The organism is Pseudomonas sp. KH_046_2, from assembly GCF_057838985.1.
Genome location: NZ_JBYQOW010000002.1, coordinates 145,837 through 167,290 on the forward strand (window position 1 = coordinate 145,837; position 21,454 = coordinate 167,290).

The following is a 21,454-nucleotide window of genomic DNA, read 5'->3' on the forward strand; positions in this document are numbered from 1 at the left end:
GTGTCGGCGCCTGTTATTGCTCTATGCGACGACGGGCGAGGGATTTAGAGGGGAGGGCGTCAAGCTGCTCAACAAGCTCGGGTCTGACCCCCATTTCGGAAAGTGAGTGGCGGGTAGCCCGAATACTCCAGACCATGAAGAGCGATATACCGCCGTAAAGCAGTGCGACGAAACATATCCCGATACCCATCCAGTCGAGGTAAGGGGCCAGCAAGGAATTATCCGATCGGCCCAATGATTTCAGCACGATCATTGCCAGACCAAGGAATGCCAGTCCCCAGGCGCCCCGGACGACCAGGTCCCGCTGCATGCCCCGCAGGTCACAGTACAGAAGGACCTTCGCCCCTTGTTCTTTGTTGAGTGATTGCAACTTGGTGAGTAGGTCTGTCATCAGGCGCTCGTTTGTTTCGGAGTTGTCAGGTCGTCCTCGCTCGGCGATGTGCTGAGCGCCTCTCTGATATGTCGTTTCAACTCAGTCTCCAGCCAATCGCTGGCCAGCTTCTCACCGGGTTTCTGACAGGCAATCACGCACTTCGGCTCACGCGCAATGGTGATGATGTCGGCTCGACGAATAAGCTCATGGAAGAGCTCGTGGTCGACAGGTTGAATCGACTGCCTGGTGTTGAAGTAATCAAGGTCGATATCGAGAATAAACGGTGCTTCAAACAGTCCGGGGATCCCGCTGGACTGAGAAATACTCTCGATAAAATCAAGGTGTCGGCGAAGAAAGTCGGACTCCAACGCTTGGTTGGCGTACCCCTTGGATCGGGGTTGGTCATTAGACCGCACCTTCTGACGAGGTAATTCGACGATTCGCTCTGCTGGAATGGAGTACGTGTAGGGCGGCGGGGCCTTAGGCTTGGATACCCCTGGCGTATCATGTGCCCTCTCACGCCACTCTGATTCAGCCGCAAGTTGTTCGTTGCTTTGGTATTCGTTGGTGATCAGACCCCCAACAATCGCAAACGCAATGTCGATAGTGCGTGATTGCACGGCAGCACTTATGTGTTCGTCAAAGCGAAGATTCAGGATCGCGTCTCGAACCGTTTCCTCGACACGAAAATCGATTTTGGCAACCTCAGCCGCGGCGCGTTCCTCCCACCCCTCATCGTCCATACCCACGGTTATGTCCACGGAGCTGTGGCCTACGAAGGCAGGGCGTGTATCGCTGTGATAATCCAGCGTCAATAGGCGCGGAGCGAAACCCAAGTCACGCGCACATTGCGCCCAGGGAAGAAGGGCTTCATGGTGGCTATCGAACGTAAATACAGACTTTCCGCAGATGTTTTCACTTGTCACACCGATCTTTTGCACCTGGCGCATACCTTGTCCTGCTGGTGGAATATTTGGAGAGCATCGAATTGGGCGCTAATTGCCATCGAAGCGCACGTCGTTAATTCTGGACTTCGCTCAAAACCTTTTCCAAAGCTGCGTGGTACCCATCATGGGGATAAAACGGCCAGTTCTCTGGCGTACAGAACACATTGCGGCGCAGATCTATCTCGGAAAATTGAGCGTGCCATCCCGTCCCTCGCTCGAATACCCAACCGCTGAGGCCAGTTCCTTGAAACTGGTCGTGGGTGATGTCGATGATGAATTCGCCTACTTCAACCCATGCGTGAGATTGCTCTTGGTTGAGCTGCGAATGGTCGCTGGCGCAAACGTACATACCTTCGATTTGAAATTCTTCTTTCAATATTCGGCCCAGCACCTCAGAGGCTGGGCCACATGCCCCCCTTGGGAACTTATGGAACATAGAGCTGTTTTTCTCAGCAAGGCTGAGAAGGCCGAAGCGGCATGATGCAGCTATTCTTTCGAGTGCTTCACGATTGATCATTCTTTTCCCATCGGAGTAAGTCGCTTACTCGCCAGTTCGGTGACGGTGAAATCGTCCGTTGTTGGACGCTGCGCCTTCGTCAACATGCTACGCCCCTGACATTTTTGTAGACACCCCCTGCATCTGATCAAGACTGCATTCATTGGCTGCCTGGCATTGCATAACACGTACGCATACGATAAAAGATACTGACAGTATCAAACAGGGTTTTCGTATGTCTCACCGTTGGCACCTGGCTTTCCATTCGGGGATGTCCGCAAGCAGCGATCTACGCGCTGCTGTGGATGTTGGTGTTCCCATCGGGGTCGTGGCCCCCTTGCTGAGCCTCTCCAAAGTCTTTCTCGCGCTGCCGAGACACCTTGATTCCGGGGGATCAGTCTTTATTGACTCCGGCGCCTTTGCGGCCTTCCAAAAGGGTGAAACCATCATTTGGGAGCGGGTGTTTCAAAAATACGAGTCCGTGATCCTGATGACTGCCAAACCGCAAGGGCTGAGCATCGTAGCTCCGGATGTAATCGGTGATCAGGTAGCGACATTGAAGCTCTGGACCGAGCACGCGGAGCGGGTAAAAAGCTGGATCGCGAAGGGCGTTCGCGTAATTGTCCCGCTGCAACGTGGGGTCCTTGATGCCGCTCAAATGCTCGCATTGGCCAAGGACACGTTCGGTTCCGATCGATTCTGTGTCGGCGTACCTAGCAACCTCGAAGCTATGTCGGCTGACGATTGCTCGACCCTCCACCATACGGATTTCCATATCCTTGGCAGGGTGGTGATGACGGACGTGCTAATTCAAAAAATCGACGCCCTGAAGGCCAACAATCCTGAGGCTAATTACACGGCGGACGCGAACTGGCTTCGCGCCAGGACACGAAAAATCAGCATCGAAGCGAGTAGCTTGGCGCCCGATCGCTCGAGCGGGCTTGGCGACACAAAGCGGACCCGTGCCGTCAGGAACGTATTGCAGCAAGAGGCGTACTACTCGTTGCTGGCCTGACTCCGATCGCCAGGGCCATTACGTCTTACGGAGAGGTGTTTAGCATTTCAGAACACTACTTAACCGCATAAGGGCGATCGCATGAACACTTCAAGATTCTTCCAGGCGCTATTTCATAGCACCCTCTGTTGGGTGTTTGGGTTGGCAATCACTGCGAACGTAAATGCCGGGGAGCGCAATGCCCCTCGCGTCGCGTCCGCAACCGTCACCATGAGTTCGAATCCAGACCTGTCAGGTGTGGTGGATCTCTTTTTGGATGGACGCATAGATGCAGATGTAATGGAGCGGCTGAACACCTTCGCATACCTCAAGGGCCGCAACGGTGTGATCGTTCACCTCAACTCCTTTGGCGGCAGCATGCGGGCAGGGCTTGCGCTCGGCCGTCGCATTCGTGAACTCGGGTTTTCGACCCAGGTTGGCGTGAAGGGGGTGTCGTCGATAAGTGATGAAGCGGGCATTTGCGAGAGTGCATGCGTCATGTTGCTTGCCGGCGGGCGCTTCAGGCTGATTCAGCCAGACTCGGTGGTGGGCGTTCACCAGTTCGCCGCAGCTGACCAAGCTACCTCACAGCAGGCAATGGCCGATGCGCAGATCTTCTCGGCCGCAACGGTCAATTTCCTCCGCGACATGGGTGTTAGTACTCAGCTCTTCAGTTTGATGGCGGCAACTCCGGCCAGTGCGATGCAGAAGCTGTCGGTGGCCGATCAAGTCAACCTCGGTTTGGTGAATGCGGGGAAAGAAGTTGCCGTCTGGGGTATCGAGAGTGAGCAGGGTGCTCTTGTCCTGAAAGGTGTGCAAAGCACCATCAGCAGCACTGTTGAAATTCAACTGGCATGCACCGCTCAGCAAGACGTTTCCGTTGCTGTGATGGTCGACGCCGACGGGAAAGGGCGAGTCCGCAGTGTGGATCTGTTGGTTGATGGTCGAACGTCCGCGGTCGAACTCAGGCAGCCGGTTCAAATGATGGGCCGAACGGCAATGTCTGACTTCCCACCCAGGGCAGAGCAGTTGGTGGAGATGCAGCGTGCCAGGTCAGTTGGGGTGCGCTTCCGTTACGACGATCAACGTCAATCGATGTACGCGATCGATGTGTCTACACAAGCCAGCGCCTTGATGGGTGGGTTCGTTCAACTTTGCCATGGCACACAGAAGGGCGCGACCGTACAGCGTTGAAGGCAATTACCGTTTCGTGTTCAGCATTCCCTGAAGCAAGTAATTCAATTCCGGGGCGATCGCCTTCGGCACAACGCCTTTCAAGGACATGACTATGAACATCGAAGGTATGCACACACAAGACATCAACGACGTGCTTTCAGCTGGCCGCCTGTGCCTCTGCGACAAAGTGACGAGCACCCAAACTGAAATGTTTCGAGCGTCCTTCGGCGGCGTGATCGTCGGTGGCCACAAGCCTTTTGGCGAAAAGCTCGATGCCTACACCGCTAATAAGCATCGCGTGCCGGAAGTGTTGGCTGCTCTTGCCATCGAACTGGAACGTCGCGGCGTATAGGGAGAAATCTATGACCGGTAATGAACGTGAATTTGTTCTCGAACAACCAGGTATGCCTCCGTACCCGTATCAGTGGTCCAACGATATTGCTGGAGTCGACTGCTCGGGACCGTACTACGCAAGCGAACCGCCAGAGGACTGCACTCAAGTTTGGGGGCTGGTCTTTAGCCTTCCAGACAATGGTGGGTACCTCGCTGGCTGGAGCTGCGGTGAGATGGACCTTTCGGGCGTATCAGACCACGTGCACAAAAGCCTGATCGAAGCGGCGAATGCCGCTGAGCAGATGGCAAAAGTACAGGCCGAAAAACAACGAATCGAATCGCTCGACGACTAACCGAAAAGGAATTTGACCATGTCGCAGTCCAATCAAAACACCGTCAAAGTTGGCGAGTTTCGCCAGCGTTACGAACACCTCTACCGCAAGCTGAGCGACTACCACGCGTGCTGTTCTGCTGATGAGGTTCGCACCTGGAAGCGTGTTACCCAAGCGCTCCTGGACGAAGTATCCTCCCTCAAATGTGGTCGAGCATCCCCCGAGGATCTTGGTGCACACAGGCATGCCGTTGCCGCTGTAACCGAACGTCTCGCGGCGGCTGACCAGCGCATCGAGGCTTACGCAATGATAAATGCTGCGAAAGCGGCGCTCCAACAACCCATCAGGCCAGCTCTGAGGCTGATTCAGGGTGGAAAGCTCAACTGACGCACTCATGCGTTGCAGTGATCGAAAATGTCCCACCACGCCCCGCACAGCTTACGCTGGCGGGGTTTTTTCGTTGTCACCAAGAAATCAGCACCAGCTTATCGGTGACGTTCAAAGAGTTTTGACAGGTGCGTTAAACGCACCTATAATTCCACGTAGACACCTACTTGGAAACGCTGACATGGCTACCAAACCACTGAAACACACCGATGTTGCCCTTGGGAATCTGATGACCTACAGCGCCTGCTCCGAAGCTCTGGAAGGGATGGAGATGTGCGCCTCCAATGTGATTGGTGGCAGCAAGGCTTTTTTCAGTGGCAAGCAGACGGTGTTCACCGCGACGGCGCAAAAGAAATACAGCGCCATCCAGGCGAAGATGCAGCGGATGGCAGAGCGGCTCTCTGATGGCGAGGAGTCGGCCATGTCAGATGTTCCCCAACGGCAACTACTGCTTTCATCCATGGCCCCCAACTCTGATTGCCAGGAGGTACTTGGTATTGAATCGCTGCCTTCAAGTCCGGACGATCCGGAAAATTTGATGGCTGCCACACGCAAAGCCCTCATCGCTGCACTACAGCAACTGCACCCTGAACTCCAGTGGGGCGAATACCCTCTTGGAGATTACGACCAGTATGCCGAAGTCGATGCCCCGGAAATTCTTGTGTGCTTCAGCAATGAAGAAGTGCAGCTGGACGAAGGTCTGGTTGATCCCTACTCGACGATGATGGGCGAGCTTTGCGACCCTTCGCACTGGGGGCTTTCGGAGCACGCCGCACAGCTCATCCAGGCCCACAACAGGGTTTTCATGGCCAGCTATCCGGGTTGCGATGGTCCGCGCCAGCACGAATCTTGATTGCCGGCCCCGGCCGAACTATGCACGCCCTGGTGCACAGGCTGGCCTCGGCGCTGCTGGGTAGCAGTAGGCCGAAAAGCCGGTTCTAGTACGGCGAGAGTTACGACAGACTCTATTCCCCCGTGACAGTTTTTATCCCCAGCAGCACCAGTTGCTCGACCCCTTGCCATTGCGTGAGGGGTTATTTTTGGCTATCTTCAGAATCTATAACACGTAAGCATACCTTTTCACGGATACACGCTGTATCTGATGTCACGAGGTGTAAAGCCGCTCCCATCGTCGTCGCCACAATGGCATTCAAGGGGTGGTATCGGTGAATGCTTGAATTGTCAGTGGCATCAACAGCGGCATTACCGCAGTTCGCCACTTAAACCGCGACCGCAAAACGAAGGGAATGTATGAGCAAAAAGACCCCACTCGATACCTCGAAGCCAAAGGTACCAGGGGAAGAGGAAACCCCTAAGCAGAGAAGGCAGCTGCTCTATACGGCAATTGCTTACCACACCACGAAGCGGAAGCTTCTGCACTTTGTTCTACCGAGCATTGCCCTATTCGTTGGAGCATTGCTTCTCTGCAAGTTTCTGTTGGCGGATGGAATGGAAAAGATTGATGCCATAGGCATTGCTGTTGCCGTTTTTGTCTTTTACTCATGGTTCGCTTTCACCATCGCGTGGCCGTTGCTCGGACAACGTTTCCTGCTGGAAGTGGAGACATTGTTTGGGCCCAGGACACGTGAAGGTTTATGGGAGCAGTTTTACACCAAGACGGTGAAACACACCGGCTTGGACGTCTTTGCAACTGCCAAATCTGTGAACGAATACGACACGTCGAACTGGGTGAAGCTCAACAAGGCCGCCGCCAAGCATAAAACGAGCTGATCGCAATTGCAGGGCATTCGATTCTCACCCACGTAGGGGGTTACAGATGACGGAAAATACACGCGACGATGCTGACGCCTCGCAAATACGCCGAATTTGAAGAATGATGAGGAACAACGATGGCCAACGAAAAAGTGATTGTCACTACCGATACAACCGATCTACTGAACATGTCCCAATCCGCCGTCAACGAGATCCTTGCAAACGTCAAAACATCGATTCACCTCGAGGCCGGTAAGGCAATTGCTGCTGACGGAATTATCTTGGCGCCAACCTGCTGCGGGCAGTCATTTGTCCTACCCAGGTTCATTGCACAATGAAACACAAACCTTTCAACATACTGATCAACGAAAATCCACGGAGCGGCGATGAATAAGGCTCTAGTAGCACTGGCAATGATGGCGCTGGCTTCCCCGGTCTTAGCGGATGATGATTCGATTGTCGTCCCGAATTTGACGACACTTCCCTTTGTTGTAAATAACGCGGGTGACATGACCAGTGGGTACTTTAAAAACTGGGGCTCCCTGAGTGCGGAAAACGGCACCTTCACCTCAGCGAGCAATCGAGCCGTTGATCAGCTTCATGCTCACAAATGCGCTGTTCACTTCGGTATTGTTCGTAATGCTGCCGGGCGAATTGACCCGAAAGATGGAATCGTCACCATTGCTTGTATGCAGCAAGACGGGGCTGTTGTCGCAACCGATGTGCCCGGTGCACTCGTCGATAGCACGGGAGGAATAGGTCTGAAAACAAGCGATGTCGGTGATAAAGCACTCCTCCTGGTTCAGAGCGCCATTCGCATTCCATTAGTCAGTGAGTAGTGGTCGGCATCCTGGGTATAGATTGCTCAGGGTGTTGCTTCGGAGAGTAGGAATAATGTCATTGAAGATTCTGCTGATGATCATTGCTGCTATCGCGGCAAACTGGTTTTGGTACGAGCAACCGTTTTTGACGCGGATGGCTACCGGCATAGTGGCGGCGCTGATTGTCTCTTTCGTTTGCGATCGTTGGGTACTCGGTGAAGGGAAATAGCCATGGGTCGCAAGCTGCTGTTATTTCTCGCCCTGGCTGCTGCTGCTTCATTGGCGACGGGAAATTATTGGATTATCGCAGTAGCGCTTCTGGTTGAATTTGGGTTCGTTCTGCTTGTTGTTCCGGTGATCAATAATCGGTGCAACAAGCAGTACATGGCGGATTTACGAAAGCTGAATCGCGGGAACATGGATCTGCAATCAGGGTGGGTCAAAAAGCCATGGCAGCATGATGAGGGTGAGTGTATGCGGCACAAAGAAATTCTTGCTGCGAAGATCGAAGCGTATGCCGTTGAATCAGCTGCTGAGCGGAAAAATCCATCGAGTAGGAGTTTGTGGGCTTGGCCTAAGGTATAGCCCCCCAGAAGCCCCAAGCTCTGTCTACACACGCTGGGGCTAATTCAGAAGAAGGGCGCACATTTTCGGGTCTTTGATTGCTTGTTTCTCCTGTTACCCGTCTGCGTGCTGCACCTTCCACTGAACATCCCAATTAGTTATCTGGCACTGGGGGGTAGTACCACGGCCGGCGGCAACGCCATCGACGTGATCGTTCTCCCGGTCGATGAATTTGACCTCACCACACCCCTGAAAACGAAGCTTGAACAACTGGGCCCCGAGAGCGGTGGCTCCAGGGATCAAGCCAGTAGTGTCCCGCTGATTTTGGCCGGCGTGCTGACGAACAGCGTCGACGATCAAGCCGTCAGCCGTTTTGCGAACGGTCAAGGTCGGAGCGACGTCGCCTGAGCTGGCCGCCATGGATGTATTGAAGGCTGCCGCGAGGACGAACAGGCAAATGAATTTTTGGTGCATGCAGGCGTTACTCGGTTATGGGTATAACCGACAGCATGCCGGCCGTCAGATTTCGTCGCCAGCCAAAATAGGGTCTAGAAATTCCGGCGCAAGGCGCACCTGGTTATCGGCACTTGTTCGGCATCACCGATGCATACAGACAACCCGCATCGGAGCCTCACAATGAACAACTCAAAACCGACTGTCATCGCCTTGCTGCGCAACACGGCCCAGATCTATGTGGGGCAAAGTCGATTCAGTGACAAGCCAGTCTTCCTGGTGGAAGCGAAAAGCGAAAACCACGTGTATGAGCTGCGAGGTGATGCCACCACGGATGATCATTACGCCGCTCTGGTCGCCGAGTTTGGCGACATCATCAGCAAACCCGGTCCTGATGCTCAATTGAACTCGATCGAGTTCAACACAGGTCGTCAGTACACCCCAGAAGGCCAGACCTTGGAGGCATGGGTCGTTGCCATCGACCAATCGATCCCCGAATGGCCAGTCAAAGTTGTGTACTTCAAAGACCGCAGCAGGATGATCGACGGCTTGGTACGCGTCAGCTCACTGACAGAAAAAAACGTCATGGAGGCCTACGACCATGGTCGCTATGAGCCAGCCTGATCATCAGCCACGAAACGAGAGCAAAACGATGGCAACCATCAACAAATTCGTGAAAATCACTGGTTGGAAAGAGCGCGAGGAGGTTGAAGCGCTTGGCGATATTTCTGGCATGGTTGCAGAGCCGGACATTAAAACGATTTTGTCCGGTCGTTCGGCCACCGTATCCGGGTGGTTCGATGAGGCTACGGGCAACGGCTATGAAATGGCCGAAATCACTCTTCACAGCTGGGAGCTCAGCTAGAGAAAAAACGCTACACACCAGCCCGCCGTCCAGCGGGCTTTTTTATGTGCGCCCAGCATGGGCGCAATCTTGTGGGTGAAAGTCCCGCCGTAAGCTGACCACAGCGAACGAAGTGAAGCGCAACTGCATGAGGGCGACCGAGTGTGGGGAGGAAGCGTGAATCGAAACCGCGAGCCGATGTACAAGAACCGGATACAAGGCGAAGCCGACCAGGGCGAGCGGGCATAAAACCGCGAAGCTCTTGTGGTCAAGGGTCAGGCAGCGTAAATCCGGCGGTTGTGCGGTGAAGGATTGCGTTCTTACCTGGGGAGATCTCGCCTTGTGCCTGAAAGGGCGACGGCGCGAGTCGGAGCGAGAAGTCAGCAGAGGCCGTAGTAGTCTTTTTTTTTTGACGAAGGGCCGAACGAGAGAAAGCGTCATAGGCCATGTTGATGCGAAAGACCGGAAGTCAGATGCCTGCCAAACGCGGGGCGGACGGAGATAACGAGCGGTGAAACCGTGAGAAATCCTGTCAGCGACGAGGTCAATCGCCCGCAAAATGAACCCGATAACGCAGGACAAGGGCTGCTGGAACGGGCCTTTGCGAGAGAAAACCTGAAACGGGCGTGGAAACGGGTCAAGGCCAACAAAGGTGCAGCGGGAGTCGACGGTCTGGATATTGATCAGACGGCCGAGTACCTGCTGACCCAATGGGCGGGGATTCGTGAACAGCTTCTTTCAGGAGTCTACCGGCCCAGTCCGGTACGGCGTGTGGTCATTCCCAAACCTGACGGCGGTCAACGCGAGTTGGGTATCCCAACGGTCACCGACCGTTTGATCCAACAAGCGTTGCTGCAAGCCTTGCAGCCATTACTCGATCCGACCTTCAGTGAACACAGCTACGGCTTCCGTCCGGGACGCTGTGCGCAGGACGCCGTTTTAGCGGCTCAGCGCTATGTCTCTTCAGGACGTAAAGTGGTGGTGGATGTTGATCTGGAGAAGTTCTTCGACCGGGTCGATCACGAAATCTTGATGGATCGTTTGCGCAAACGGATTACGGATCAGGCGGTTATCCGGCTGATTCGCGCCTATCTGGATGCGGGAACGCTGATCAATGGCGTGGTCGAGAAAAGCCGCTGCGGGGCGCCGCAAGGCGGCCCACTGTCGCCGTTGTTGGCGAACGTGCTGCTGGACGAAGTGGATCGGGAGCTTGAACGCCGAGGCCATTGTTTCGTGCGCTATGCCGACGATGCGAACGTGTATGTGCGCAGTCAGAAGGCGGGGCAGCGGGTAATGGCCCTGCTGAGGCGGCTGTACGAAAAGCTGCACTTGAGCGTCAACGAGAGCAAGAGTGCAGTGACGAGCGCGTTTGGTCGCAAGTTTCTGGGCTATGAGTTGTGGTCAGCCCGAAGTGAAGTCAAGCGCGCGGTCTCTTATAAGGCGCAGAAACAGTTCAAGCAGCGTATCCGCTGGCTTACCCGGCGCTCCTGCGGGCGTAGCTTGCAACAGGTCGCAGATAATCTTCGGCCTTATCTTTTGGGCTGGAAAGCCTACTTCACGTTGTCGCAAACACCGGCAGTCTGGCGCAAGCTGGACGAATGGATACGACATCGACTGAGAGCGATCCAGCTCAGGCAGTGGAAGCGTGGCCCTACGATCTATCGAGAGCTGCGGACACTGGGGGCGAGCCAGCAGGTGGCGCAGAGGGTGGCCAGTAACTCTCATCGCTGGTGGCGTAATAGCCGTTTTGAGTTGAATCGTGTGCTGAATATTGCGTGGTTCGACAGGCTGGGATTGGCGCGCCTCTCATAACCTCAATCTCTCGAACCGCCCGGTGCGGACCCGCATGCCGGGTGGTGTGGCAGGGGAGCGGCCTATGAAGGCCGTCCCCTATGCCGATGGCTGCGATTTGCAGAAGGTCAATCGACAGCAGTCGCTGCTGTTTCCTGTTCTGTGTTAGCCATTCCCTTGGTACCAGATCAAACCTTCCGGAGAGTTCCATGGATAACGCCGCCCAACCAATGCAGTTCCTTCAATACCACACACCAAAGCTGATTTACCCAGAGGATGTCCGCAGAATGCGTGCTGTACTCGCCGGTGGAGGCTACATGGCGTTTGAACTCGACCTCGAACGGCTATGGGACGAGTTCAGTCAGGCGAATAGCATTCGTGGTAAATGGCAAGCGTTGCCAGCTGGCGATGCTGAGTTGCTCGAAATCTTGCTGGTCGGCTTCGGGGTCAATGAGCCGAAGTACCCTGCGGACATTGATACACCCTCTATCAATTACCCAGGTCACTGGCCTCTTGTGTAACTGCTTCATCACCCCCGGTACCTCCGGGGTTTTTTATGCCTGCAATTCACACTCACTGTTGGTCATCTCCATAAGCAAGTTCTACCCCTTCTGGAGAGTTATCCCAATGAACACCACACAACCGACAATCAACGCCGAGCAGTGCAACTCTACCCAGGTCTCTGCGGATGACGAATTGACACCCTCTCAACTCGATGAAAAATACAATCCTGACGGAGGCGGCGAACATCCGGACTACACGCGTTCTGATTGGCGTGAAGCAGTTGCTCAAGAATACACGCTCAGTGGGTACTGGGAGTGGGTGGCACATACCTTGTCCCTTGGATGGAACTGATTTAGCAACGTGCAGGAAGTGCGCCCTACGGCCCGGAACGATTTACAAGTGCCTGCTGGCCATCACCTGACGACACGTAAACGCAACTTCAGGATGGATTGCATAATGGGAAGCCTCACCTCGATACCCGCCAGCGCTGGCGCGATGCCCCTTGCTGTTTGGCGAGGCGAAAAAGGTCAACGGCTGCGCCGTGCATTGTCACGTCATGAGCGCATGGTGGTCAGGGCTTGCTCTGATGACAACGTAACAAGCAGCCGGCTCATTCAATTGAACAAACGCTACGACCGGATCATTTTGGCCGCCATAACATGGGTGCCACGATAGTCATCGGCACTCAGCCCTGTTCTACACGCGACACCACAGACCTCAGCCAATCGGCAGGGGTCTTTTTTTTTGCCGTGAAATGCCATTTAGATTCTTAACGCGTAAGTGTAATATCGGCTCATCCCATGAGCCCGCGAGAATCGGTATGCCCTTAAAAAGCTGCGTCATCCACACGATCGACAAAAAGCCAGATGGAAACCCCGCAATTCTGCATCTACGTGACACTGAGCTGCCGCAAACGGACGTCCTCGAGAATTTGTTGAGCGACTTCAATGACGCCTACAACGGCAAGCAGTCGAAGGGGTGGGGCCTTTTCCATGCTGAATCGGGCGCACATCCCTTCAGCGGCTGGCTGAAGGCCTATTTTGATGGGAAGACCGACTTCATGCAGTTCAGCCGGGATTCGGTGGAGCACCTCACCAAGCTGATGGAAGAATCGAACTTGTCCGTCGGCGGGCACGCGATGTTCGTGCACTACCAACAAGGGCTGACCGATTACCTTGCGATCGCGCTGCTGCACCAGAGCACCGGCGTGAGCCTGGACCAAGAGATGAATGTGGTGGCGGCACCGCATCTGGACTTTGGCCATGTCCACCTGGCGGCCCGAGTGAATATCTCGGAATGGCAAAGTAACCCCGCATCCAAACAATATGTGTCTTTTTTGAAGGCAAAGCAGGGACGCAGAGTCAGTGAGTACTTCCGCGACTTCATCGGCTGCCAAGAGGGCGTCGATTCCGCGGGAGAAACGCGAACGCTCTTGAAAGCCTTCAGCGACTTCGTCGAGACCGAGGATCTTCCTGAAGAGTCCGCTCGTGAAAAGACCCAGACACTGGTCCAGTACGCCAGCAGCCAAGCCAAAATGGGTCAGGCCGTCGGCCTGACTGAACTGTCGGAGCTGCTCGATGAAGACAGACCACAAGCGTTCATTGAGCACTTGCGTACCCAGGATTATGGCCTGAGCGAGGAGTTCCCCGCTGACAAAAAGGTCTTGAACAAATTCAGGCGCTTTACCGGGCGGGCAGAAGGGTTGTCCATCAGCTTCGAGCAGCACCTGCTGGGGAACAAGCTTGAGTTTGACGAACAGAACGGCACTTTGCTGATTCGTAGTCTCCCGACGCAGTTGCTGGAGCAACTCAAGCGGGCAACAGAGGCCTGAGCATGGCGCCCGTTGACGAATTCAAGGCGATCAAGGTGCGGGTGACTGAGTGCCTGCATTTGGCCTCCGCACATTTTGGCAAAACGTTCCCGGAAATTCCCGTCAAGTTTGACCTGACGGGGAGAGTCGGTGGGTACTATTGCTACGACGAGTGTCCTGATACCGGGAAGCACATCGGATACTTCCGATTCAACCGGGTTTTGGTGCGAGAAAACTTGAAGGAGTACCTTGACCAAATTTGTCCGCACGAAGTAGCTCATTACATCTCTATGAATCTGTGGGGAAAAAGAATCAAGCCCCATGGTTCCGAGTGGAAGGCAGTAATGATCGACGTCTACAATTTACAGCCAGCACGCTGTCATCAAATGGATACGTCGAGCGCTGCGAAGCGGGCTTTCATATACACCTGTGGTTGCAGAGAGCATCCCCTTACAAAGACGAAGCACAACAAAATATTGAGAGGATACGGATACAGGTGCAGGGCCTGTAGCAAACCGCTAATTTTTAAAAAAGAAGAGACGCCAGTCGATGCCAACGTCAACGTCATCCCGAAACTCTTTGTCAGCACAGCCGATGCGCCTCTGAGTGAAGCGCACATCCTTCAAATCGCCTCGATGATCATAGATCACCAGGTCCTCGCGCTGGTGGCAGATCCGCTGATGACGTCCGGTGCAAAGCTTCAGAAGTTGGGGAAGGCCTTGAAGGTTTCGGCTGCCGCGGTGGCTCGGCACCCAAACCCAGGCACTCTCCCGGGCGGAGTAACGCATGCAATAATCTTTGGCGATCGCCAAATCGAGCGGCAGCAGAGGGTGGCCACAGCCTTCGAGCAGCGAGGCGTGATTGTGCGAAAGGTCAGGGCTGGCAGGGCCTGACCAGTCGCCGATTACAGCACGATGTCCGACATCCCCGAGTACGATCATAACGCTCAGGGGAGCACACAAATGAATGCAATTACTCAAGTACAAACATCTCTCGAAACCCAAGTGACCGGCGTTGCCGACGATTGGAAGGCTCCTCCGTTTTACCGGGAGCTGGATCTTGAGAAAGCCAGGCTGGTGCTCAAGTTTGGCGACCTCGCGCATTTGTTCTTGCGTGATTTTGAAAAGCAGGCCCATGCCTACATGATCGGTGACTTTTCAGCCACTTCATTTGCGTTGGACAGCAAAGAAGCTGCTGCTGAACTACAAGCGAAATCGAGCACCATGCAGTGGGTCGTCGAGATGATGGGGCTTACGGGCGTGTCTGAAGACTATGCGTTTAACTCTTATCCGGAGGACGCAGCTTTCGTCATCGTGTATCGATCAGTTGACTCCGGTCAGCTCCGCTTGTTTCGAACTGGCGGTGGAAGCCCAGGTGCTGCATTGACCTGTTTCGCCGATTGCTATCCGCAACACTACAAAAGTGTTTCATCGCTCTACCTCGACGTCCGAAGCGTTACGCACGGACTGTCATTGCCGGCGATTGGCTAACGCGTTACCCCAGACCTCATCGCACTGCGACGGGGTCTTTTTTTGCCTTCTTGGATTTGAATTCAGTCTTTGACAAGGGCGTATGCTGCCCAATTGTATTTCAGCTGAGCATCTTGCTTAATTAGGTCTAATGATTCTTTTGAACCAATTCCTATGACAGGTATGTCGTAGGGATGCCGTCCAAGTGATCTTAAAAATGCGAGTGAAAGTTTCACATCTCGAGCCGAAAGTAAGCCTATATCCTGAAAATTATCAACGATTAAGCCGATACCTTCAAAATTTTTCCTTGCCAGTGTTGAAACATCAAATCCATATTCCTTTTGTGAATGATATGAGGTTCCAAAAGCGTTTAAGCACATCTCTGAGATTTTCTTTCCCTGAGGTTCCACATTGAAATCAAGATACCGAACTGCAATAATTTTTCTGAGGCGACTTATTGCAGAATCCCTCATTGCTTCATCATCACTAACAAATAGATACCCGCGCCCAGATAGCCTCTCTCGCTCGAGCGGGTCAGTTTTTATATCTCCTACCTTATGACCAAGTAATAATTGATCTAGATCGCCTATGGATACTTGTTCCATATAAAAAGCCCCAGTTAGGAAATGCTCATTATTCCTGTTCTGTAAAACTAGCAGACCTTAAAACAATGCGTCGCCCCTGCGACAGCCGGCATGAATCTGTCGACTGCACTCGCACTTCAAGGTAAAGGATAATGGGGTGCGTATGGTGAAGGTGTACGGTGCTACGGATTGCCAAGAAACCGCTGCCTTCTCGCTTCCAAATCTGCGAAGTGAGCCTTCACGCCGGCAAGTTCCTCCGCTATGGCTTCGGCTTTCAGAGGTTGGATGAGGTGATGGCTCAGGCTCAGCCCTTGCTCTACCGAGAACACAGGGCTGTTGATGACCCCTCCGACATTGACATAGATCGCAACGGGGAAGCTGTCACCGCTAAGCGACTCACCGGCGCCGAGCGCATTGATCAGTATCGGGATGGTGTTGCCAAGGTCAGCATTCTCTTCGGTGTACAGCGGCGCGTCACCCTCGACCAGCTTGGCTACAGCATCTGGTGTGGCGCCGGGCCAGATCGGGATTAAGGAAATCTTGTCGGCGTCGGTCGATACGAGCACTGAGTAGGAGTTGTAACTGTCGGCCGCGTTAACTTGGACGAAAAGACCCTTCGCTCCAATGGCTAGACAGGGGCCTGCATGAGTTTCCTGAATGTCATTGGCAAGTTCGGCAAGTCTGTAAACACCGCCATTGCTCTCAAGCTCATCCAGGTCAACTACGGCCAAGGCTAGGGGGGCGCCTGAGGTACGCTTGAAACTGAGAAGCCTTGAGTCACCAGTGTCCGGCCCTAGATTCAACTCGACTGGTGTGCTGTCAAGTTCCCAACCCATGATGGACAGTACAGACAACCAGTTCTCCCATGCGGCTGGTTTGGCCTGGACGGGGGTACTTCGAAGCCGGTGATCGTAGCCACGGTTTCGCAACCATGCTCGACGCCGCGGGTCTGGATCGTCCAGGGCTGCGGACAGTATTAAATCCACGTCCACCACTTCGACTTGATTCATTGCATGCAGCTCAGCCAGCCGGCTTTTGGCGCTTCGATATACCGGCAGGATTTCGGAGTAACCACCGATATCTACGAACGGCCTGCCTTCATCGACGGCCTGGATCAGCCGAGTGAACCACTTCACGGCACGGGCAGCGAATGCATACTGGCCATTGTCCTTGAGCCAGCAGGAAACATTGCCGGCGTTGAACATGCCAACGGCTAGGTTCAACTCAGCTGCCTGTTCGTAAATTTCAACAGCCTTTTCCCAGTCGGGCTCGCCGGTGAGCAGCCCGTCACGAATGGGGTCGCAAGAGTTGACCAGGGCAGAGGCCTTGGTTGCAGGATCGGTAGAGTTCTTTGCTGCCTGGGTGTAGTAGCGGTGGGCGAGGACATGCTCGGCAAGTGTCGAAGCCCGTTGGCTGATCAGGTTCCCGACGTCGTAAGCGCAATGGCTGAGCCCACCTTCGGCAGCGAGCAGTAGCAGCGATTCATACCAGTGGCCATGTTCACCTTTCTCAACCGCAACCATGGAAATTGTGTCGATCACTTCGCGCCGGACTTCGAGGCTGGCACCGCTGCCGTATGCCCTGGCCGCAATCTCAGACGCTGACTCAACATCGCCAGACTTCAAGTGGAGCAGGGCATCACGCCATGGCGCCACCGATGCATCGGATCTCGCTCGATGCTCCAGCTGTAATAGCCCGGCCTCGATCATCAGCGCCGTCATTTTCTTCAAGGTCATGCCTGTAGCTCTCCGATGAATGTGGTGATCCCCCGCTTAGCCTAACCGGGTGTGATTGAGAACCGCCACACTGGATACTGTTCGTAAGCGCTGCCGTTCGTCGCTCGGTGGAAGGTTGTGGGCGCCGCCGCTGGCTATAGGGTCGAGGCACATCATTCTGAAAACGTAACACGTACGCATAATTTATTATTGCTATGATGTGACTCCGCCAGTATTATCGATCCGTGTTCAATCCTGGCTGAACTGCTGCTGCCCTGACCGGGCGCAGGTTCAGTTAACGACTTTACGAGGGCCCGCACAGATGACGCCGCAACAATTGATCGATCAACCTGATGACCAGTACATGGGGCCTGAGCAGACCTCTTTTTTCCGTGACCTGTTGCTGTCCCAGCGTCGCGATGCGATTGCGCGGATCGAAACATTGCGCGGGGACATGGCTGGTCTTGAAAAAGCCGCCGACGAGGTGGATGTCGCACTCAACGAGCAGGAACGACAAGCACTGCTCGGCGGTATCGACCGCGAGAATCAAAACCTGCGTGACATCAAGTCGGCTCTTGATGCGATCGACGCCGATGAGTACGGCTGGTGCGCTGACACGGGTGAAAAAATCGGCCTCGCCCGTCTGCTGTCCAACCCTCGTTCGTTGCTGACAGTCGAAGCGAAGCAGCGGCGCGAAAACCAAGCCCGGCATCAGCGGGCAGCCTGATCTTTAAACTCTATTCGGGCCACCCTTCGGCCCAAAACTCTGAGGGTAATCCATGTCCACTTCCTCCCGCGATGCCGATAAATTTGTGGTTCGTTTGCCTGACGGTATGCGTGACCAGATTAACGAAGTAGCAGCCAAGAATCATCGCTCCATGAACAGTGAAATCATCAAGCGCATGGAGCGCACGTTGCTCGAAGACGCTACGGGCATTCTGAACGTGGACCTGATGGACCAACTGAGCAATCGCTGCAAAGAGCTCGAGGCCCGGTTGGAACAGTTGCAAGACCAGCCTACCGTTAGCTTGCTCAAGCGGGCGCTTGAACAAGTCACTCGGCGCTGTGAAGAGCTTGAAGCTCGGGCTCCCGGAGCCCAACTGAAAATTGCTGCTCGCGGATAACTGCCATCAGGAGGCCGGTATGGGCATGCAACCACAACCCGTAAGCGCCATTTACGTCAGTTCTCAGGCTGACCAAGGAGCAGCCTATCTCGCCGCGGCACAGCGTTACTTTTGGCTGCGCGAGCAGGCACTGCGCACTGGACATGCCAATGTGCCGATGGTCCGCCTGGGCATGGGCGACCCGCTGGGTGGATTCGAGCTCGATGTCGAGGTCGACGATGCGATGTCCAAGTGGCCCCTTCCTGCCATTCCCTTCGACTTCGTGGCGCCGGCGGCCGCCCTCGCTTACGAGCTGACATCTGTCGAGGCCGAGTTTTTGCTCAAGGTTGTGCAGGCCTCTACCCATGAACGGGAAGGGCTGCTTTCACGCTACGCCAATTCGGCGGGGCTCGGTGATGCAATCAGGCTGCTTTCCCAGGTGATCGGGTGCGCCAATGCCGTGATAGAAAATTGCCGAGTTGGCGCAGTCGGCCTGCTCATCACCGAGGGCGGGCTGCATCCCCATGTCGCTGAGGACATCAACCTGCCCACGCTGGCCGGTGCGATGTCCGGTTCGATTCTGGCAGCGGGGATTGATCCTCGGGGAACCTGCTCTGGGTGCGTCTACCGGCACGGCACACACGCCAATCAGTCGCCTGTGACCACCGAGGACGCCGTGTATAGCGCGTGCGGCAGCCAGAAGTTCATGTGTCACGAGAACCTGGATCAGCGCGGCAGTCCGACTCAAGTCTGTATTGGCCACGCCAAAGCCATCAAGGCGGCCAATGAGGTAGATGGCGACTTACCCATAGGCACGGACCAGATGCCCCCCCAAATGGCCCCAGTGGCTCTGAGCACGCACGTCTGGACCCGGTCGCTCCCTGATCGCCCGGGTCATTACTGGAACTGGGGTGGGCAGCCGGGCGTCGAAGCCGATCTTGTCCTGGTGCGCAGGGATGCGGCAGCGGGTGGTTTCAGTGTCAGCGAAGGGCAATTGGGGCTGGCTAAAGCTGTGAGCTGTGCACAGTGGGGCGGCTGGTGGGCCCATGTACAAAAGCCTGACGCCCATTCAGAGATCGAGGCAGGCAATTTGATTCCCTCGCCGGCCAGCAAAGCGGGTTAGAAAGGGTGAGCCCGTTGGCGCCCTCCAGTTCAGCTTCTGCGTTAAAACCAAAATTCAATTTCCATCCGACCTCTTCTTGAGGTCGGTATGGCGTTCCTCACTGGAGAAAAATCGATATGTGGTTCAGAAATCTTTTGGTGTACCGACTGACCCAGGACATTCCATTCGATGCCGCGGCGTTGGAATTGGCGCTCAAGAGCAAGCCTGCTCGGGCGTGTGCTAGCCAGGAGGTGCAAACGTACGGGTTCATTGCCCCATTCGGCAAAGGCGAAGATGCACCCTTGCTCCATCAAAGCGGTGAATTTCTCCTGCTGGCCACCCGCAAAGAAGAGCGCATTTTACCGGGCTCTGTTGTCCGCGATGCCGTGAAGGAAAAGATCGAAGAAATCGAGACCGAGCAGAGTCGCAAGGTCTACAAGAAAGAACGTGATCAGATCAAAGATGAAATCATTCAAGCGTTCCTGCCTCGAGCATTTGTTCGCCGCAGCTCCACCTTCGCAGCGATCGCACCCAAGCTCGGGTTGATCCTGGTGAACGGCGCGAGCCCGAAGCGAGCTGAAGACTTGCTGTCGACGCTACGCGAGGTCATGGGGTCGCTGCCAGTTCGACCGCTCACTGTGAAGGTTTCGCCGAGCGCAACGATGACCGAATGGTTGAAAACGCAGAAAGCCGCCGAGGGCTTCTTCGTCCTGGACGAATGCGAACTGCGGGACACCCACGAAGATGGCGGCATTGTGCGTTGCAAGCGCCAGGACCTGACAACGGAAGAGATCGCGACCCACTTGGGCATTGGTAAGGTTGCAACGCAGCTGTCGTTGGCGTGGCAAGACAAGCTGTCGTTTGTGCTCGACGACAAAATGATCATCAAACGTCTGCGTTTCGAAGACCTTTTGGAGGATCAGGCGGCGGCCGATGGGGGCGAAGACGCCCTTGGCCAACTGGACGCCAGCTTCACCCTGATGATGCTCACCTTTAAGGAATTCTTACCGGAGCTCTTCGACGCATTGGGCGGGGAAGAATAACCGCAAGGGGCCTGACAGGCCCTTCGGTGGTTGATGCCAGTCAGATCTGAACCCTGTTGAGGAGTTTATATGCCCAATGCAAAAACTGAAAAAACGATGCCGCCACCCAACCAGTCGCGGTGGACCAAATGGGCGGAGGTAGCGTTCTTTACCGCCTATTTGGCTTACCTTGGCCTCTGTGCTTATTCAAGCATTGAGTTAGATCGCGAGGTGCCGGTGTCGTACGAAGATCTTCGATCTGCCTCTTGGCTCAGCTATACGAACGAGCACTATTTCGGGCAATGTTTGCCGCAAGTGTTTGCGGCATTCGTCATCGGTATTGGCATTCTATTGGCCGTTACGGGTCGTGGATTAATAACTGGCCTCGCGATGGTACCAATCGGGGTTTGCATGCTCGTTTATTCCAACGACGCAGCTCTATTTCGTTCGGCTGTAATCGATGGAACTGCCAAGATCGGCTGCTTCAGCTACGAAGGGCGAGAGTGCAGGGAAATGCTTTCTCTCGACACGGCCGGAACGCTACCAATGTACCAGGACCCGACGAGTGAAAATGGCCATGAAAAACTGACTCCCTGGTACGCAGATGTACGCAAAAATTTAAAGGGCACTGGCTATTTTGTGCCTGACTCCTTCCATTCCAGTCCGTTTTTATTAATGCATGCAGAAGAATTGAGAGCACTCCTGGACTCGCAAAGAGCTGAATTAGCGCGGGCGAAGGAGAGCTACAGCCTGGCCAGGAGCCAGTAGGAAATGTTGATTCAGATATGGGGTGACTCCCTGGTGAGTTGTGGTCTTCGGTGTAACTAGACGTTCCAACCGCGCTTACAACGGCCAGGGGTAGCCCCCACTCACATCAATCGTTGAATCAAGCCTCCGCATGCCGGGGGCTTTTTTTCGTCC

Annotated in this window: 30 protein-coding genes; 25 read left to right on the plus strand and 5 right to left on the minus strand. The window is 54.7% G+C overall.

What is annotated here, in order from left to right; translation table 11 throughout:
* Positions 1-13 precede the first annotated feature (13 nt).
* The 3 genes from AC3IX1_RS29485 to AC3IX1_RS29495 all read right to left on the minus strand — a co-directional run bounded on the left by AC3IX1_RS29485 (position 14) and on the right by AC3IX1_RS29495 (position 1,837).
* On the minus strand, positions 14-391 hold the full coding sequence (locus tag AC3IX1_RS29485) for a hypothetical protein (RefSeq protein ID WP_102599815.1): 378 nt from the start codon (positions 389-391) through the stop codon (positions 14-16).
* On the minus strand, positions 391-1,323 hold the full coding sequence (locus AC3IX1_RS29490) for a UPF0489 family protein (RefSeq protein WP_102599816.1): 933 nt from the start codon (positions 1,321-1,323) through the stop codon (positions 391-393). Before AC3IX1_RS29490 ends, AC3IX1_RS29485 begins: the two co-directional genes overlap by 1 nt.
* Before the next feature lie 70 nt (positions 1,324-1,393).
* On the minus strand, positions 1,394-1,837 hold the full coding sequence (locus AC3IX1_RS29495; protein ID WP_102599817.1) for a hypothetical protein: 444 nt from the start codon (positions 1,835-1,837) through the stop codon (positions 1,394-1,396).
* Between the two features lie 214 nt (positions 1,838-2,051).
* Between AC3IX1_RS29495 and AC3IX1_RS29500 the strand changes: the two genes are divergently transcribed.
* The 20 genes from AC3IX1_RS29500 to AC3IX1_RS29595 all read left to right on the plus strand — a co-directional run bounded on the left by AC3IX1_RS29500 (position 2,052) and on the right by AC3IX1_RS29595 (position 15,028).
* On the plus strand, positions 2,052-2,831 hold the full coding sequence (locus AC3IX1_RS29500) for a hypothetical protein (protein ID WP_256580187.1): 780 nt from the start codon (positions 2,052-2,054) through the stop codon (positions 2,829-2,831).
* Between the two features lie 81 nt (positions 2,832-2,912).
* Entirely contained in the window at positions 2,913-4,004 is a 1,092-nt protein-coding gene (locus AC3IX1_RS29505) for a COG3904 family protein (RefSeq protein ID WP_102599818.1), read from the plus strand.
* A 94-nt stretch (positions 4,005-4,098) separates the two neighbouring features.
* Complete coding sequence (locus AC3IX1_RS29510; RefSeq protein WP_102599819.1) at positions 4,099-4,338, plus strand: hypothetical protein; 240 nt, start codon at positions 4,099-4,101, stop codon at positions 4,336-4,338.
* Between the two features lie 10 nt (positions 4,339-4,348).
* Complete coding sequence (locus AC3IX1_RS29515; protein WP_146013527.1) at positions 4,349-4,672, plus strand: hypothetical protein; 324 nt, start codon at positions 4,349-4,351, stop codon at positions 4,670-4,672.
* An 18-nt stretch (positions 4,673-4,690) separates the two neighbouring features.
* Positions 4,691-5,038, plus strand: coding sequence for an acetate and sugar kinases/Hsc70/actin family protein (locus tag AC3IX1_RS29520; protein WP_173678029.1), 348 nt, complete (start codon positions 4,691-4,693; stop codon positions 5,036-5,038).
* Between the two features lie 181 nt (positions 5,039-5,219).
* Positions 5,220-5,891 carry a hypothetical protein gene (locus AC3IX1_RS29525; RefSeq protein ID WP_102599820.1) on the plus strand — a complete coding sequence of 224 codons (672 nt, stop codon included), beginning with the start codon at positions 5,220-5,222 and terminating at the stop codon, positions 5,889-5,891.
* A 398-nt stretch (positions 5,892-6,289) separates the two neighbouring features.
* Positions 6,290-6,769, plus strand: a complete 480-nt coding sequence (locus tag AC3IX1_RS29530) for a hypothetical protein (protein WP_102599821.1) — start codon at positions 6,290-6,292, stop codon at positions 6,767-6,769.
* 119 nt (positions 6,770-6,888) lie between these two features.
* Positions 6,889-7,089 carry a hypothetical protein gene (locus AC3IX1_RS29535; RefSeq protein WP_102599822.1) on the plus strand — a complete coding sequence of 67 codons (201 nt, stop codon included), beginning with the start codon at positions 6,889-6,891 and terminating at the stop codon, positions 7,087-7,089.
* Between the two features lie 48 nt (positions 7,090-7,137).
* Positions 7,138-7,590: a hypothetical protein gene (locus AC3IX1_RS29540; RefSeq protein WP_102599823.1), complete on the plus strand. Its 453-nt coding sequence runs from the start codon at positions 7,138-7,140 to the stop codon at positions 7,588-7,590.
* Positions 7,591-7,651: 61 nt separating this feature from the next.
* Positions 7,652-7,801, plus strand: coding sequence for a hypothetical protein (locus AC3IX1_RS29545; protein ID WP_158244048.1), 150 nt, complete (start codon positions 7,652-7,654; stop codon positions 7,799-7,801).
* Positions 7,802-7,803: 2 nt separating this feature from the next.
* Positions 7,804-8,157 carry a hypothetical protein gene (locus AC3IX1_RS29550; RefSeq protein WP_102599824.1) on the plus strand — a complete coding sequence of 118 codons (354 nt, stop codon included), beginning with the start codon at positions 7,804-7,806 and terminating at the stop codon, positions 8,155-8,157.
* Positions 8,158-8,238: 81 nt separating this feature from the next.
* Positions 8,239-8,544, plus strand: coding sequence for a hypothetical protein (locus tag AC3IX1_RS29555; protein ID WP_146013528.1), 306 nt, complete (start codon positions 8,239-8,241; stop codon positions 8,542-8,544).
* A 228-nt stretch (positions 8,545-8,772) separates the two neighbouring features.
* Positions 8,773-9,213, plus strand: a complete 441-nt coding sequence (locus AC3IX1_RS29560; RefSeq protein WP_173678030.1) for a hypothetical protein — start codon at positions 8,773-8,775, stop codon at positions 9,211-9,213.
* Between the two features lie 28 nt (positions 9,214-9,241).
* On the plus strand, positions 9,242-9,454 hold the full coding sequence (locus AC3IX1_RS29565) for a hypothetical protein (protein ID WP_146013529.1): 213 nt from the start codon (positions 9,242-9,244) through the stop codon (positions 9,452-9,454).
* Between the two features lie 498 nt (positions 9,455-9,952).
* Entirely contained in the window at positions 9,953-11,245 is a 1,293-nt protein-coding gene (gene ltrA / locus AC3IX1_RS29570; protein WP_102616888.1) for a group II intron reverse transcriptase/maturase, read from the plus strand.
* Positions 11,246-11,433: 188 nt separating this feature from the next.
* On the plus strand, positions 11,434-11,745 hold the full coding sequence (locus AC3IX1_RS29575; protein WP_102599600.1) for a hypothetical protein: 312 nt from the start codon (positions 11,434-11,436) through the stop codon (positions 11,743-11,745).
* A 106-nt stretch (positions 11,746-11,851) separates the two neighbouring features.
* Positions 11,852-12,079: a hypothetical protein gene (locus AC3IX1_RS29580; RefSeq protein WP_102599601.1), complete on the plus strand. Its 228-nt coding sequence runs from the start codon at positions 11,852-11,854 to the stop codon at positions 12,077-12,079.
* A gap of 469 nt (positions 12,080-12,548) precedes the next feature.
* Positions 12,549-13,559, plus strand: a complete 1,011-nt coding sequence (yejK, locus tag AC3IX1_RS29585) for a nucleoid-associated protein YejK (RefSeq protein WP_102599603.1) — start codon at positions 12,549-12,551, stop codon at positions 13,557-13,559.
* A 2-nt stretch (positions 13,560-13,561) separates the two neighbouring features.
* Positions 13,562-14,431: a SprT family zinc-dependent metalloprotease gene (locus tag AC3IX1_RS29590; RefSeq protein WP_489388894.1), complete on the plus strand. Its 870-nt coding sequence runs from the start codon at positions 13,562-13,564 to the stop codon at positions 14,429-14,431.
* Between the two features lie 69 nt (positions 14,432-14,500).
* Positions 14,501-15,028, plus strand: a complete 528-nt coding sequence (locus AC3IX1_RS29595) for a hypothetical protein (protein ID WP_489388895.1) — start codon at positions 14,501-14,503, stop codon at positions 15,026-15,028.
* 62 nt (positions 15,029-15,090) lie between these two features.
* On the opposite strand, the gene AC3IX1_RS29600 is transcribed toward AC3IX1_RS29595, so the two are convergent.
* Positions 15,091-15,612, minus strand: a complete 522-nt coding sequence (locus AC3IX1_RS29600) for a TniB family NTP-binding protein (protein WP_489388896.1) — start codon at positions 15,610-15,612, stop codon at positions 15,091-15,093.
* A gap of 161 nt (positions 15,613-15,773) precedes the next feature.
* Positions 15,774-17,327, minus strand: a complete 1,554-nt coding sequence (locus AC3IX1_RS29605; protein ID WP_489388897.1) for a hypothetical protein — start codon at positions 17,325-17,327, stop codon at positions 15,774-15,776.
* A 301-nt stretch (positions 17,328-17,628) separates the two neighbouring features.
* Between AC3IX1_RS29605 and AC3IX1_RS29610 the strand changes: the two genes are divergently transcribed.
* The 5 genes from AC3IX1_RS29610 (at position 17,629) to AC3IX1_RS29630 (ending at position 21,301) form a co-directional block, all read left to right on the plus strand.
* A complete protein-coding gene (locus AC3IX1_RS29610; protein WP_102599605.1) occupies positions 17,629-18,033 on the plus strand; it encodes a TraR/DksA family transcriptional regulator in 405 nt (134 codons plus the stop codon).
* A gap of 52 nt (positions 18,034-18,085) precedes the next feature.
* Complete coding sequence (locus tag AC3IX1_RS29615) at positions 18,086-18,430, plus strand: Arc family DNA-binding protein (RefSeq protein ID WP_102599606.1); 345 nt, start codon at positions 18,086-18,088, stop codon at positions 18,428-18,430.
* A gap of 19 nt (positions 18,431-18,449) precedes the next feature.
* Complete coding sequence (locus AC3IX1_RS29620) at positions 18,450-19,532, plus strand: hypothetical protein (protein ID WP_102599607.1); 1,083 nt, start codon at positions 18,450-18,452, stop codon at positions 19,530-19,532.
* Between the two features lie 116 nt (positions 19,533-19,648).
* Positions 19,649-20,554, plus strand: coding sequence for a recombination-associated protein RdgC (gene rdgC / locus AC3IX1_RS29625; protein WP_102599608.1), 906 nt, complete (start codon positions 19,649-19,651; stop codon positions 20,552-20,554).
* A 69-nt stretch (positions 20,555-20,623) separates the two neighbouring features.
* Complete coding sequence (locus AC3IX1_RS29630) at positions 20,624-21,301, plus strand: hypothetical protein (RefSeq protein WP_102599609.1); 678 nt, start codon at positions 20,624-20,626, stop codon at positions 21,299-21,301.
* Positions 21,302-21,454: the final 153 nt, after the last annotated feature.